General features: G+C 66.6%; 9 protein-coding genes. 4 read left to right on the plus strand and 5 right to left on the minus strand.

Annotated elements, in window-relative coordinates:
* The first annotated feature begins 65 nt into the window (after positions 1–65).
* The 3 genes from ACQY46_RS06805 (at position 66) to ACQY46_RS06815 (ending at position 4,529) form a co-directional block, all read left to right on the plus strand.
* Positions 66–557 carry a (2Fe-2S)-binding protein gene (locus tag ACQY46_RS06805; protein ID WP_428698068.1) on the plus strand — a complete coding sequence of 164 codons (492 nt, stop codon included), beginning with the start codon at positions 66–68 and terminating at the stop codon, positions 555–557.
* Between the two features lie 562 nt (positions 558–1,119).
* On the plus strand, positions 1,120–3,489 hold the full coding sequence (locus ACQY46_RS06810; RefSeq protein WP_428698067.1) for a xanthine dehydrogenase family protein molybdopterin-binding subunit: 2,370 nt from the start codon (positions 1,120–1,122) through the stop codon (positions 3,487–3,489).
* Positions 3,490–3,728: 239 nt separating this feature from the next.
* Positions 3,729–4,529, plus strand: coding sequence for an FAD binding domain-containing protein (locus ACQY46_RS06815; RefSeq protein WP_428698066.1), 801 nt, complete (start codon positions 3,729–3,731; stop codon positions 4,527–4,529).
* Between the two features lie 149 nt (positions 4,530–4,678).
* Here ACQY46_RS06815 and ACQY46_RS06820 read toward each other — a convergent pair whose 3' ends face one another.
* From ACQY46_RS06820 to ACQY46_RS06830, 3 genes are all read right to left on the minus strand, one after another.
* Positions 4,679–7,114 (minus strand): methyl-accepting chemotaxis protein, encoded by a 2,436-nt coding sequence (locus ACQY46_RS06820; protein ID WP_428699509.1) that lies wholly within the window; start codon positions 7,112–7,114, stop codon positions 4,679–4,681.
* A 179-nt stretch (positions 7,115–7,293) separates the two neighbouring features.
* Positions 7,294–9,009, minus strand: coding sequence for a methyl-accepting chemotaxis protein (locus ACQY46_RS06825; protein ID WP_428699510.1), 1,716 nt, complete (start codon positions 9,007–9,009; stop codon positions 7,294–7,296).
* Positions 9,010–9,187: 178 nt separating this feature from the next.
* On the minus strand, positions 9,188–10,864 hold the full coding sequence (locus ACQY46_RS06830) for a methyl-accepting chemotaxis protein (RefSeq protein WP_428699511.1): 1,677 nt from the start codon (positions 10,862–10,864) through the stop codon (positions 9,188–9,190).
* Between the two features lie 754 nt (positions 10,865–11,618).
* Here ACQY46_RS06830 and bfr point away from each other — a divergent pair.
* On the plus strand, positions 11,619–12,104 hold the full coding sequence (bfr, locus tag ACQY46_RS06835) for a bacterioferritin (protein ID WP_428699512.1): 486 nt from the start codon (positions 11,619–11,621) through the stop codon (positions 12,102–12,104).
* Between the two features lie 18 nt (positions 12,105–12,122).
* On the opposite strand, the gene ACQY46_RS06840 is transcribed toward bfr, so the two are convergent.
* Positions 12,123–12,767: an ATP-binding cassette domain-containing protein gene (locus tag ACQY46_RS06840; RefSeq protein WP_428699513.1), complete on the minus strand. Its 645-nt coding sequence runs from the start codon at positions 12,765–12,767 to the stop codon at positions 12,123–12,125.
* Positions 12,764–14,446, minus strand: coding sequence for an ABC transporter permease (locus ACQY46_RS06845; RefSeq protein WP_428699514.1), 1,683 nt, complete (start codon positions 14,444–14,446; stop codon positions 12,764–12,766). The genes ACQY46_RS06840 and ACQY46_RS06845 overlap by 4 nt, the downstream gene beginning before the upstream one ends.
* Positions 14,447–14,453: the final 7 nt, after the last annotated feature.

Here is a 14,453-nt window from a genome sequence, read left to right on the forward strand (position 1 = left end):
GGCTTGCTGCCGGGGGAGACAAGAGCCGGGCGGACGAGCTGGGCGGGAACGAGAGGGAGGTTTTGATGGGCGATGTGAGTGTTGTTGTGAACGGGCGCGAGGTGACGCGGTCGGTCGAGGACCGGACGCTTCTGGTGGAATTCCTGCGCGATGTTCTGGGACTGACGGGAACGCATGTGGGCTGCGACACGTCGCAATGCGGGGCGTGCGTGGTGCATGTGGACGGCAAGGCGGTGAAGTCGTGCACGATGCTTGCGGCGCAGGCGTCCGGGTCGGCGGTGACGACGATCGAGGGCCTTGCGCAAGGTGGCGAGCTGCATCCGGTGCAGGCGGCATTCAAGGAGCATCACGGGTTGCAATGCGGGTTCTGCACGCCGGGGATGATCATGGCGGCGGTGGACATGATCGCGCGCCATGGTGGGGGACCGCTCGACGAGGCGACGATCCGGGCGGAGCTTGAGGGTAATATCTGCCGCTGCACGGGCTACCACAACATCGTCAAGGCGATCGCGGCGGCGAGCGAGACGATGGCGGGAATGCAGACGGCTGCCGAGTAGGCGGCCCGAGTAGGCGGCCCGAGTAGGCGGCCTGAACAGGGCGTCGAAGGGCCGGCTCGGGTACGGGCATGGCCGCAATCCGGCTACGCACTGGGCCCCGCATTGGGCTTCGCACTGGGGACCCCGCATCGGCGGCTCCGCACTGGCGGCTCTCGTACTGGGCCCCGCACTGGGGGACCGCAATCGGGTCCGCAAACCGGACTTGCCGTCCGGGAGGGCTGGCAGGAATGGCTGGCAGGAAGGGTCGGAGGACCTGACCGCAAGGCCGGGGCTGGAAGACGCAGGAACGGCTGATCCGGGACGTTGGGAGCGGGACGTTGGGGCCCGGGACGTTGAGAGAACGAGGGCCTTGTGGCGGGAGGCCGCCAGGCTTGCAGTCAGGCTTTGCAGCCAGGCTTTGCGGCCGGGCCGGCGAGGTCCGGCGGAAGACGGCAAGAGAGCATATTCGGGGAACGGTTTTGCGGACCCGTCCCGGTTTTGGCCCCGGCTTCGGCCCTGCCCCTTTCCGGGGGAGGGAGCGGGGCGCCAGGGAGCGCGAAGGTCCGCTGCGAGGGAGGACGAGATGGCAGGTTCGGTTGAGGGTATCGGTGCGCGGGTTCGCCGGCGCGAGGACAAGCGCTTCATCACCGGCAAGGGGCGCTACACGGATGACATGAGCGTTGCGGGGATGGCGCATGCGGCGTTCGTGCGCTCGCCCCATGCCCATGCGAAGGTGAGGGGGATCGACGCGGCGGCGGCGCGCGCCATGCCCGGGGTGATCGCGGTGCTGAGCGGGCAGGAGCTTGTCGCGGACGGGGTCGGCAACCTGATCTGCGGCTGGATGATCCACTCGAAGGACGGCACCCCGATGAAGATGGGGGCGTGGCGGGCGCTGGAGAGCGAGCATGTGCGCCATGTCGGCCAGGCGGTGGCGGTGGTCGTCGCCGGGACGAAGGCGCAGGCACGCGATGCGGCCGATGCGGTCGAGGTCGACTACGAGCCGCTTGCGGCGGTGGTCGATGCGCTCGACGCGCTGAAGGAGGGCGCGCCGCAGCTGCACGAGGAAGCGCCCGGCAACCTGATCTACGACTGGGAGATCGGCGATGCAGCCGCGACCGATGCGGCCTTCGCCTCCGCCGCGCATGTGACGCGGATGGAGATCCGCAACAACCGGCTTGTGCCCAACCCGATGGAGCCGCGTGCCGCCCTTGCCGACTACGACGAGGCCGAGGAACACTACACGCTGTGGACGACCTCGCAGAACCCGCATGTGGCGCGTCTGGTGCTGTCGGCCTTCTACAACATCGCGCCGGAGCACAAGCTCAGGGTGATCGCGCCGGATGTGGGCGGCGGCTTCGGCTCGAAGATCTACATCTATCCGGAAGAGATGGTCTGCCTGTGGGCGTCGAAGAAGACCGGGGTTCCGGTGAAGTGGACCTGCGACCGGACGGAGGCGTTCCTGACCGACGCGCATGGGCGCGACCACTATTCGGAAGCGGAGATGGCGCTCGACGCCGACAACCGGATCACCGGGCTTCGTGTGAAGACGGTGGCCAATCTTGGCGCCTACATGTCGCTGTTCTCGTCGTCGGTGCCGACCTATCTCTACGCGACGCTGCTGTCGGGGCAGTATGACATCCCGGCGATCCACGCCAACGTGAAGACGGTCTACACCAACACGGTGCCGGTCGATGCCTATCGCGGGGCGGGGCGTCCGGAGGCGACCTACCTGCTGGAGCGGATGATGGAGACGGCGGCGCGCGAGGTGGGGATGGAGCCTGCCGCGTTCCGGCGGGCGAACTTCATCCGGTCCTTCCCGCACCAGACGCCGGTGATCATGTGCTACGACGCGGGCGACTATGACGCTTCGCTGGATGCAGCGCTTGGCGCGATCGACCAGGCGGGCTTTGCCGGCCGCAAGGCGGAGGCGGCGCGGCGCGGCAAGCTGCGCGGGCTGGGGCTGTCCTGCTACATCGAGGCCTGCGGCATCGCGCCGAGCCAGGCGGTCGGCTCGCTGGGCGCGGGCGTCGGCTTGTGGGAATCCGCCGAGGTGCGGGTCAATCCGGTCGGCACGATCGAGGTTCTGACCGGCTCGCACAGCCATGGCCAGGGGCACGAGACGACGTTTGCCCAGCTTGTGGCGGAGCGCTTCGGGGTGGGTCTCGACACGGTCTCGATCGTGCATGGCGACACGGACAAGGTGCAGTTCGGGATGGGCACCTACGGGTCGCGCTCGGGGGCTGTCGGCATGTCGGCGATCGTCAAGGCGCTGGACAAGGTGGAGGCGAAGGCGAAGAAGCTTGCGGCCCACCTGATGGAGGCCTCGGAAGGCGACATCACGGTGGAGGGCGGCACGTTCAAGGTGGCCGGCACGGACAAGGAGCTTCCTTTCTTCCAGGTGGCGCTTGCGGCCTACACGGCGCACAACATGCCCGAAGGCATGGAGCCGGGGCTGAAGGAGGGAGCGTTCTACGATCCGACCAACTTCACCTTCCCGGCCGGCACCTATGCGTGCGAGGTGGAAGTGGACCCGGAGACGGGCAAGGTGGAGATCGTCGACTTCGTGGCGGCGGACGACTTCGGCACGATCATCAACCCGATGATCGTCGAGGGGCAGGTGCATGGCGGGCTGACGCAAGGCATCGGCCAGGCCTTGATGGAGAACGCCGCCTATGACGGGGACGGGCAGCTTCTGTCGGGCTCGTACATGGACTACACGATGCCGCGCGCGGACGACGTGCCCTCCTACCGGCTGATGACGACGGTGACGGAATGCCCGGGCAATCCGCTGGGCATGAAGGGCTGCGGGGAGGCGGGGGCGATCGGCTCGCCGCCGGCGGTGATCAACGCGATCACCGATGCGATCGGCACCAATGCGCTGGAGATGCCGGCAACGCCGCAGGCGGTGTGGCGGGCGCTGAAGAGCGTGCAGCCGGCACAAGCCGCCGAATAGGCCGCCGGCCAGCGACCGGAGAGGGACAACAAGCAGCGCGGTGTTCCGCGCTGCGCAAACGGGACAGAACAGGCCGGGCCCGCGGGCCAGGCCGCCGGTTCAGGCGATCAGCTCAGGCGGGCCAGACTGATCTGAGGTGACTGGTCTGACGTGACTGGCCGGCTCGGACTGGCCGGCTCAGACTGGCAAGGCGATATGGGCGCGGGCCGCAAGCCGGCAGCGCAACGAGGGAGAGGGACATGTACGAGACCACCTATCACCGGGCAACGAGCGTGGCGGACGCGGCCTTGAAGCTTGCAGGGGCCGAGGAGGCGAAGATCCTGTCGGGCGGGCAGACCCTGCTGCCGACGATGAAGCAGCGGCTTGCCGCGCCCTCGGATCTGGTCGATGTCGCCCATGTGGCGCAGATGAAGGGCATTGCCGAGACCGGCGGCGCCCTGCGCATCGGCGCGGCGACAACCCATGCGGAGGTCGCGGCTTCCGATCTGGTGCGCCGGCTGGCGCCGGGGCTTGCCGAGCTGGCCGGGCATATCGGCGATCCGCATGTGCGCCATCGCGGCACGATCGGCGGCTCGCTGGCCAACAACGACCCGGCCGCCGACTATCCGGCCGCCGCCCTGGCGCTTGGCGCCACCATCGTCACCGACCGGCGCGAGATCGCGGCCGCCGACTTCTTCACCGGCCTGTTCGAGACGGCGCTGGAGGAGGGCGAGATCGTCACCGCGGTGATCTTCCCCGCATGCGCCTCGTGCGCCTATGCCAAATACCCCAACCCGGCCTCGCGCTATGCCATGGCCGGGGTGTTCCTCGCCAGGACCGGCGAGGGCATCCGTGCCGCCGTCACCGGCGCCGGCGCCAGCGGCGTCTTCCGCCATGAGGGCCTGGAGGCAGCGCTTGCCGAAAGCCTCACGCCGCAGGCCGCAGCCGGCGTCACCACCGATCCGGGCACCCTCATCGCCGACATCCACGGGTCGGCCGAATACCGCGCCAACCTCATCGCCGTCATGGCAAAGCGCGCCGCGGCAAAACTCGCCCCCTGAACCAAAAGCACAAACCGGACGCGCCAAAACACCCAAACACCAGAACCCGGACGCCAAAACCCAAACACCAGAACCCGGGCACCAGAACAAAACGGCCCGTGGAAAATCCACGGGCCGTTTCGCTGTTCGATGGTGAGCAGCGGGTTTGTTCAGGCCGCAGCCACATCGGCCAGGAAGCGGTCGATCTGCGTACGCAGCTCGCGGGTCTTGTCGCCGACGTCGCTGGAGGCAACCAGCACCATGTCGGCCGACGCGTTGGTTTCGGCGACCGCGCTGGAGAGCTGCCCCATGTTGGCCGTCACCGACGTCGTGCCTTCGGCGGCATGCTGGACGTTGCGCGAGATCTCGTTGGTCGCCGCGCCCTGCTGCTCGACAGCCGCGGCAATCGCCGAGGTGTAGCTGTCGACTTCCTGCATGGTCTGGGTGATTGCCCCGATCGCCTCGACGGCTTCCTTGGTCGAGCCCTGGATCGCCGCGATCTGCGCGCCGATCTCCTCGGTCGCCTTGGACGTCTGGTTGGCCAGCTCCTTGACTTCGGCGGCGACGACGGCAAAGCCCTTGCCGGCCTCGCCGGCGCGGGCGGCCTCGATCGTCGCGTTGAGAGCCAGGAGATTGGTCTGCTCGGCGATCGCCTGGATCAGGGTTACGACTTCGCCGATCTTGTTGGCGGCGGCAGCAAGGCCTGCAACCTTCTCGTTGGTCTGGCGGGTGCCATGCGAGGCCTGGTTGACCACCTCCGTGGTCTGGCCGACCTGGCGGGCGATCTCGCTGATCGAGGCTGCCAGTTCTTCCGCGGCGGTTGCGACGCTTTCCACATTGCTCGTGGCGGCGCCGCTTGCATGGGTCGTCTCCTCGGCCTTGCCGGCGCTCTCGCCGGCAATCCGGGTCAGGTCGCGGGCGGTGGCCTCCATCCCGGCGGCGGTGTCGCCAACCGAGGACAGCAACTCCTGCACCTGGGCGCGGAAGGCGCCGATCAGCTCGTCGACGCGGGTCTGACGGATCGCGGCGGCCTCCTGCTCGCGTTCCTGTTCCTCCCGCATGCGGGCGCGCTCGCGGGCATTGTCGCGGAACACCTCGACCGTGCGGCTCATCGCGCCGATCTCGTCGCCGCGCTCCGTGCCGGCGATCTCGACATCGGTGTCACCCTCCGCCAACCGGCCCATGACATCCGTCAGGCGGCGCGTCGGGCGGGTGATGGCGAGCGACAGCACGAAGGCGACGGCAATGCCGAGGCCGACGACGGTCACCAGGGTGACGGCGATGGTCCAGAAGCTGGCGGCACCCGAACTCGCGGCCTTGTCGGCCTGTTCGCTGGCGAGCGAGGTGATCTTGCCCCGCATCTCCGAAGCAACATTGCTGAGCTCCGAGGACGACAGGCGCACCGCGTCGATGCTGGCGGTCATGTTGTCGAAGGCACCGCGATAGGATTCGATCTCCTGCTGGGCGATCTTGACCGTCTCTGCAACCTTCGGGAACTGGTTGGCGGAGGCGGCAAGCGTGCCGGCGACGCGGCTCAGTTCCGCGATCTCGCGGGTAACATTGTCCGGGTTGACGGCACCGAGGCCCGTCAGGAATTCCAGCGTCGTCGCCTTGACCACCAGCGCCTGCTTCGACAGGTCGCCGGCATTGGTCGAGACCAGGTCGACCTTGATCAGGTCGATGTCACGGGCCTGGACTTCCTTCTGCACCAGATCGATGGCGGCATAGGCGGAGGTCTGCACCGCCTTGGCGGCCCCGACGATCTCCTCGAGAGCGACATTGATCTCGCGGCGCAGCTTGTGCACCTCGGCGAAAGAGGAGGTTTCCTGCAGCTGGGTGAAGTAACCCTGCAACTCGCCGGAGCGGGTCGCCAGCGCCTCGACGCTTGCCTGGTCGACGCCGTCCACACGGGCGTTGGTGAGGGCGCGGGCATTGTCCGCGAGCTTGTTCGCCTCAAGCACCGCCTCGTCGAGCAGGCCTGCGGCCGTCGAGGTGGTCGAGCGCAGGAAGAGGAATTGTGCCCTCAGGGCTTCTTCCTGGAGCGACACGACGAAACGGATGATGTCGTCGGCCTTGCGGCGGGTGGCGGCGGCACGCAGGCTTTCGCGCTTGGCATCGCGGCGCACGATCTGCATGTCGCCATTGATCTGATTGGCGAGATCGCCCAGCTTGCCGATGGCGCCGGCAAGGTCGCTTGAAAGCTGCTGCTGGCGGGAAATCTCCTCGCCGACCCTGGCGAAGTCCTTGCGCATCACGGCGACGGAGCTCACCGCGGAGGACACCGCTTCGGAGGCGGCCGCATCTCCGGCGACGGATGCCTTCAGGGACTGGAGTTCGTTCTCCAGGCCGGTGACAGCGCCCCGCGTCGCCTCCGCATCGGCCGCGTCACGGCTTTGCAGGAAGGTCTCTCGTAGCGCGGACACATCCTGCAGCCGCGCCATGACCCCTGTGGCAATCTTCGACGTTTCCATTTGATTGGTCAGACCGCCGATCGCCATTGTGCCGACGCCGCCGACAACGGCAGCAAGCAACAGCACGACGGCGAACCCGCCGCCGATCTTCGCGGCAAACCCGAGATTGCCAACCAGGCCAAGAATCCGGGACATCAATTATCCTCCACACGCATTAGCTGAGCGACAATAGGCTGCCGTCCGTGAATCTTAGGTAAAGTGCGGCGAATTTCTTTCACGCCGACAACTTCTGCGATTCCAGCAGCTTGAGAAAAAGCGGCGCGGCATTGAATGCCGCGCCGCCCGTGTCAATGCCGCTCTTGTCAAGGGGTGCCTCAGGCAGCGGCGACGCGGTTGAGGAAGCGGTCGATCTCCTCGCGCAAGGCGTCGGTGTTGCGGCTCATGGCGCCGGACGCATCGAGCACGTTGCCGGCCGCCGACGAGGTGCTTTCCACCGTCGAGGCGAGCAGCTCCATGTTGCGGGTGACCGCGCCGGTGCCTTCCGCCGCCTGCTGCACCGAACGCGAGATGTCGCTCGTCGCGGCACCCTGCTGCTCGACCGCCGAGGCGATCGAGGCGGTGTAGCCGTTCACTTCCTGCATGATCTGGGCAATCTCGCCAATCGCCGAGACGGCCTCGCCGGTCGAGCCCTGGATCGCCGCGACCTGGGCGCCGATCTCCTCGGTCGCCTTGGAGGTCTGGGTCGCCAGTTCCTTGACTTCGGCGGCGACGACGGCAAAGCCGCGCCCGGCCTCGCCCGCCCGCGCCGCCTCGATGGTGGCGTTCAGCGCCAGGAGGTTGGTCTGCTCGGCAATCGCTTGGATCAGCGAGACGACCTCGCCGATCTTGTTGGCGGCGGCCGCAAGGCCTGCAACCTTCTCGTTGGTCGAGTGGGTGCCCTGGGTCGCCTGGTCGACGACCTGGGTGGTCTGGCCGACCTGGCGGGAGATCTCGGCGATGGAGGCGGAGAGCTCCTCGGCCGCGCTGGCGACGGACTGGACATTGTCGGTTGCGGTCGAGCTTGCCTGCGAGGTCTCGCCGGCCCGTTCTGCGCTTTCATGGGCGGAGGCGGAGAGTTCGCGCGCCGTCTCGTCGAGACCCGAGGCCGTCTGGCTGACCGTGCCGATCAGGGTCTGGACGGTGGTCCGGAACTCGGCGATCAGCCCGTCGATCTCGCCCTGGCGGTTGCGGCTTTCGCTGGTCGCTGCCTCGCGATCGGCGGCAAGGCGGCGACGCTCCAGAGCGCGCTCCTTCAGCACGTCGACGGCGAGCGCGAGCTGGCCGATCTCGTCCTTGCGATCAGTATAGGGGACTTCCGCGTCCAGATTGTCGTCGGCGATGTTGTGCGCGACCTCGGCGATGCGCGGGATCGGCTTCAGCAGGCGGCGGGCCAGAAGGGCCATGGCGGCAATCGAAACGAGCAGGATCGGCACGAAGGCGATCATCAGCTTGCTGGTGACACTGTCCATCAGCGCCGTGATCGCCGACTTGCGCACGCCGGCATAGAGAATGCCGGTGATCTCGTCGGCCGGCGAGTAGATCGGCTCATAGATGGTGTAGTAGGGGGTGCCGAGGATGACGGCCTCGCCGCGGAAGGTGTTGCCCTTCGTCAGCACGGGATAGACCGCCCCGTTCTGGCCAAGTGGCGTGCCCACTGCCCGCGAGCCGTCCGGCTTGATGATGTTGGTGGTCTTGCGCCAGAAATCCTTGTTTTCCGGGTTCCACTTGAAGACCGTGACCGTCTCGCCCGTCATCCGGCCGATCGTGTCGATCATGGTGTGGTCGCTGACCTCTTCGGGAATGCTCTCCATCACGACGCGGCGAACATTTCCGTCCTCGCCCCAGGTGATGCTGGTTCCGGGCATGTCGCGTTCGACGATGGTCGCGGCGATACGGAGGCTGGCATCCTGGCGCGTGACCGCATCTGCCTGGATGCGATCGGCAAGGACCATATAGATGACGGTTCCGACAGTGCCGAGAGCCAGCACAATCATGAGAGCAGCGGCCATCGAGACGATCGAGACCAGGTTTAAGCGTGAAAGCAGGCCCATGACCGGTTGTTCCCTCAGTTGTTTGTTGGCTACTTGACTTCGCGTTGGCAGAAAGACTGGGGCAGAAACGTAAAATTGTCGTTATCTTGAAAACGAACCCGGATTAACCCGCTTGAAGTGAGAAATCGCGCGCGTTCCCTTTCGTCAATAAAGGGAACGCGCGTGATCTTTCAATCGGTTAGGCTGCACTGACTTCCTGGAGGAAGGTCTCGAACTCGGACTTCAGACGCTGCGAGGTGGTGGTCACGCTGCGGGATGCATCGAGAACCTCGCTGGAGCTGGCGGTCGATTGCTCCGCCGTGTCGAGAAGCTGGGCAAGGTTGTCGGCGACTGTCTTGGTGCCATGCGCGGCGTGCTGGACATTGCGCGATATCTCGCCCGTCGCGGCCCCCTGTTCCTCGACCGCGGCCGCGATCGCCGAGGTGTAGCCGTTCACGTCCTGCATGGTGCGGGCGATGATGCCGATCACCTCGACCGCCTCGCCTGTCTCGTTCTGGATGGCGGTGATCTGGGCGCCGATTTCCTCGGTCGCCTTGGAGGTCTGGGTCGCCAGTTCCTTGACTTCGGCGGCAACGACGGCAAAGCCGCGTCCTGCTTCGCCCGCTCGCGCCGCCTCGATGGTGGCGTTCAGCGCCAGGAGGTTGGTCTGCTCGGCAATCGCCTGGATGAGAACCACGACCTCGCCGATCTTGTGGGCGGCGGCTGCGAGCCCCGACACCTTGAGGTTGGCATCCTGGGCGCTGGTCGTCGCGTCGGTCACGACCTGGGTGGTTTGGCCGACCTGGCGCGAAATCTCGGCAATCGATGCGGCAAGCTCTTCCGCTGCACTGGCGACGGACTGGACATTCTCCGAGGCTTCCTGGGACGCGGTGGAGGCGGTCGTGGTCCGGTCGGATGTCGAGGCCGCGTTGTGCGACAGCGTTTCGGCCGCCCGTCCGAACGTCGCGTTGGTCGTCTCCGCCTGCTCCAGAAGCTGCGCGATCACGTTGCGGAAGCGGGCGATGAGCTGCTCGATGCGCTGCTGGCGCTTGATCTTTGAGGCTTCTTCCTTCTGCTGCTCGGTCGCCATCATCTCGCGCTCGATCGCCGCCTCGCGGAAGGCATCCACCGCGACGGCCATTTCGCCGATCTCGTCCCCGCGCCCGGCACCGGGGACAGGGGTCTGCGTGTCGCCCTCGCGCAGGGACCGCATGCGACCGACGAGTTCGTGAAGCGGCCGGGTGATGGAACGCACCAGCAGCACGCAGATGCCGCCGCCAAGCGCCACGATGGCAAAGACGATCAGCGATTGCCGCAGCAATTCGCCGTAGAACAGGGTGTCGATGTCATCGACATAGACACCGGTGCCGATGACCCAGCCCCACGGCATGAAGCCCTTGATGTAGGAAAACTTGCGAACCGGCTCGTCGGAGCCCGGCTTCGGCCAGTGGTATTCGACCAGCCCCTGGCCCTCGGCCTTCACCAGCTTGACGAATTCGGCGAAGAAGCGCTTGCCGGTCTTGTCTTCCATCGTCTCAAGGTTCTGCCCCTCGAGCTTGGCCGAGATCGGATGCATCACCATCATGTGGTCGAGGTCGTTGATCCAGAAATACTCGGTGCCGGCATAGCGTATGTTTCGCAGCGTGTCGGCCGCGTCCGCGCGCGCCTGCGCATCGCTCTTCTTGCCCTCCTGCGCGAGCTTGTATTCCCGCTCGACCGCCGAATAGGCGACTTCGGAGATATGCAGCAGTTCCGACTTTCGGTCTTCAACCAGACGGCTGTGATAGCCGCTGATCTGGACGGCGAGCAAGGCGGCGATGCCGGCTGCGAAGAGAAGGACGAGTGCCCAGAGGCGGTGACCGATTTTCCAGTTCATGAAACGCTCCTTCAGACAGGTGCCGGCACCTGCCGCCCGATATGGCACGCGGCAGCTTCTTGGCGCCGAAACCGGTTCAGATGAACCGGGATCGCACCTGCCGCTACGTGCTTTCACGTCATGAATAGGATAGATCGGCTAATCATTCGTAAATTTGCGTATCTCGTTAGCAATAAGATCCGCAGTTCTTTTTTGTTTTCTGACAAGGGAGATGAAGGGGGGAGGGTTGGCGATCCTGGGCGTCGGTAGTGAGAGGTTATACTCTTCACGACTTGGTTTTCGCTCCGGATGGACGAAGCTCGCGCAGGCGGGAGGTGCGGACAGGAGGATCGCGCGAAGACCCGATGGTCTGTCAAGCAGGGGATGAGTCGCGTGATCGCGCAAGCCATTTCCCGCAAGCAACCCGGCGCGTCCTGACGTATACCGGTGCAATCGGTTTGCATCGGCCCGGTTCGTCCCATATGTAGTGTCCAAAGTTCAACTTTTCGAAGGGAAGGTTGCGCGGCGTGCCGCGAGCCTGCATTCGACGTGATCGTATGTTCCTGCAATGTGTTGACCGACAAGGAGTTGCGCCGTGCCGCGCGCGAACTCCAGTCAGGTCCCGACCGCGTTGTCGTGACGCCGGGCGCGGTGTTTCGCGCGCTTGGCAAGCGACCGCGTTGTGGGGGATGCTTCAGCACGATTATTCCGATAATCCATGAGGAAGCGCCGGCGGAAACGGGCACGCCGCCGGCAAAGGGGGAGACGACGGGCGATGAAGGGTGACGCGAAAGTCATCGACTACCTCAACAAGGCGCTGCGCCACGAGTTGACGGCGGTCAACCAGTACTGGCTGCACTACCGTGTGCTCGACGACTGGGGCTACGGCAAGCTGGCGCAGAAGGAGCGCGAGGAATCGCTCGAGGAGATGCAGCATGCGGACCGCATCGTCGAACGGATTCTCTTTCTCGAAGGATTTCCCAACATGCAGACGCTCGATCCCCTGCGGATCGGGCAGTCGCTGAAGGACGTCATCGAGGCGGATCTCGCCGGGGAATATTCCGCCCGTGCGCTCTACAAGGAAGCGCGGGAGGCGACGCTCGCGGTCGGCGACTACGTCACCATGCGCCTCTTCGAGGACCTCATGGGCGACGAGGAAGATCATATCGATTATCTGGAAACGCAGCTCAACCTGATCGAGCAGATCGGCATCGAGCGCTACGCCCTGCTGCAATCGTCCGCCGCCAACGAGGCCGGCTGAGCAGCCGAGCCCGCCCGGTCAGGCGGACAGCGTAAGGTCGACGACCGAGCCGCCGGCCGCTTCCGCGTCCGCGTGATCGTGGGTGACAAGCAGCACGGGCAGCCCGTGCGCGCGCGCCTTGTCGAAGACCAGCTTGCGGATCTGTCCGCGCAGCGCGGCGTCGAGCTTGGAGAACGGCTCGTCGAGCAACAGCGCGCGCGGACGCGACAGCAGCACCCGCATCAGGGCTATCCGCGCCTTTTGGCCGCCCGAAAGCGTGGCGGGGTCGCGGCCCGCGAAATCCGAAAGATCGACATCGGCAAGCGCTGCGGCAACCGCCGCCTCACGGGCGGCGCTGCCTTTCAGGTCGGGCGTCAGCGCGAAGGCGAGATTGGCGCCGACGCTCAGGTGCGGGAAGAGCAGGGGATCCTGGAACAGCAGGCCGAGCTGGCGCTTGTGCGCCGGCAGTCCCGTCACGTCGAGGTTGCCGGAAAGCACCCGCCCGCGCGCTTGAAAGGCGGGGCCGAGGAAGCCGGCGGCATGAGACAGAAGGCTGGACTTGCCGACGCCCGAAGGCCCCATCACGGTTAGCACTTCGCCGGGGCCGATGGTTCTGTCGAGGCCGATCAGCGGTTGCCCGGCGAGGGAGATTTCCACCTTCTCGAAGGTCAGCGGCTCGCTCATGCGCCAGGCTCCGGTTCTTTGCGGTGGCGGAAGGTCACCGCGGGAATGACAGCGGCCAGCGCGAAGGCAGCAAACGGCAGTGCCATTTGCAGCAGCGCATAGAGGCCTACGAGCCGGCGGTTGCCGCCGGATGCCAGCGCAACGGCCTCGGTGGTCACGGTTGCCGTGCGCCCGCCGCCAATCAAAAGCGTCGGCAGGTATTGCGCGACAGATACGGCGAAACCGAGCGCCGCGGCGGTGGCGACGGCGCGCCGTGCAAGCGGCAGTCGGACCCGCCAGAAGGTCCTGCCGGGGGATGCGCCAAGCGCGCTGGCGACATGGCCGTAACGCGGGTCGATGGCGCGCCAGGGGTCGGACAGCGCCAGCAGCACATAGGGGATGACGAAGACCATGTGGGCGAGCGCGACCGCGGCCAGCGTATCGTGCAGTCCGGCCATCAGGAACAGAATCTGCAGGCCGAACAGAAAGGCGATCTGCGGCACGATCAGCGGCAGGTAGACGAGCGGCAAGGAGCGGTGCCGCAGGACGCGGGATCGCCGGGTCTCGTTTTCCAGGCAGGCGAGCGCCAGCGCGACGGCGATCGCCACGACCGGCAGCCCGATTGCCAGCGTCGTGCGAACCGTCCCTCCGGCCGCCGCCAGGTGGTGGTGCCATGTCGCCAGCGTGAAGCTTGCCGGCAGGGCGTCCGGAAACCGCCAGGGCCCGGCCAGCGACCAGAGCGCGAGCACGAGCAGGCCGAGCAGCAGGGCGCCCGTCAGCACACTCATCAGCGTGCCCGCAAGCGCGGCCAGGGTAAGATCGGCCGCCCGCCGCCCGCCGCTCTCGATCCAGCGCAGACCGAGCCATGCGAGGACCCTTTCGCCCAGGATCCACAGTGCGATGGCGGCAAGGCTCACGCCAAGCTGCAGCAGCGCCCCGGCCGAGGCCATGAAGCGCAGCGACAGGTCGGCATCGTTCATCCAGCCGGTCAGGCGCACGGCAAGCGGCGGCGGTGTCGTCGGGCCGAGGATGAGGGCGACGTCGACCACCGAAGTGGCGTAGGCGATGACGGCGAAGACCGGCAGGCGGATCTGCGGATAGACGCGCGGCAGAACGGTCTTCAGCCACCCGGCGACCGGTGCATAACCGAAGCTCGCCGCGACGCGCCGTGCGCGGGCCGGGTCGGCCTGCGGCAAGGCGGCGAGCACCATCAGGAAGAGGAAAGGGATCTCCTTCGCCATCAGGCCGAGCGTCATGGCAATGCCCGCCGGATCGCCGACGATGAGCACGTCGGGCGGGCGCGTCGCGCCGGTCGCCCAGGGCGACAGCAGCCGCATGGCGAAGCCGGACGGCATGATCAGGAAGGCAAGGCCGAAGGCCGCCGCGGCGTGCGGTACCGACAGCAGCGGCGACAGCAGCGTGCGGAGCGTGCGGAACAGCCGCGTGCCCTCGAAGGCGGCGGTGAACAGGATCGTCAGCACGAAGGCACTGAGCGTTGCCGCAAGGCCTGTGCTCAGGGAAAGCAGGACGGAGGTGGCCAGCCCCGGCTGCGCGGCAAGCCGGCGAAATGCGTCAAGGGACAGCATGTCGCCGCCAAGCGCGGGGACAAGGCCGAAGGCCGGCAACAGCGTGCCCGCAAGACCCGCGACAACCGGACCCAGCATCAGGATCAGTGTTGCCGCCGGCGCCAGTCTGATCATCGTCGTG

Origin of the sequence: Stappia sp., assembly GCF_965276915.1 — a bacterium.
Lineage (GTDB): Bacteria > Pseudomonadota > Alphaproteobacteria > Rhizobiales > Stappiaceae > Stappia.

Excerpts from the sequence above, each read along its gene's own strand:
- ACQY46_RS06805 (WP_428698068.1), top strand. The coding sequence starts at position 66 with ATGGGCGATGTGAGTGTTGTTGTGAACGGGCGCGAGGTGACGCGGTCG.
- ACQY46_RS06810 (WP_428698067.1), top strand. The coding sequence starts at position 1,120 with ATGGCAGGTTCGGTTGAGGGTATCGGTGCGCGGGTTCGCCGGCGCGAG.
- ACQY46_RS06815 (WP_428698066.1), top strand. The coding sequence starts at position 3,729 with ATGTACGAGACCACCTATCACCGGGCAACGAGCGTGGCGGACGCGGCC.
- ACQY46_RS06820 (WP_428699509.1), bottom strand. The coding sequence starts at position 7,114 with ATGTCCCGGATTCTTGGCCTGGTTGGCAATCTCGGGTTTGCCGCGAAG.
- ACQY46_RS06825 (WP_428699510.1), bottom strand. The coding sequence starts at position 9,009 with ATGGGCCTGCTTTCACGCTTAAACCTGGTCTCGATCGTCTCGATGGCC.
- ACQY46_RS06830 (WP_428699511.1), bottom strand. The coding sequence starts at position 10,864 with ATGAACTGGAAAATCGGTCACCGCCTCTGGGCACTCGTCCTTCTCTTC.
- bfr (WP_428699512.1), top strand. The coding sequence starts at position 11,619 with ATGAAGGGTGACGCGAAAGTCATCGACTACCTCAACAAGGCGCTGCGC.
- ACQY46_RS06840 (WP_428699513.1), bottom strand. The coding sequence starts at position 12,767 with ATGAGCGAGCCGCTGACCTTCGAGAAGGTGGAAATCTCCCTCGCCGGG.
- ACQY46_RS06845 (WP_428699514.1), bottom strand. The coding sequence starts at position 14,446 with ATGATCAGACTGGCGCCGGCGGCAACACTGATCCTGATGCTGGGTCCG.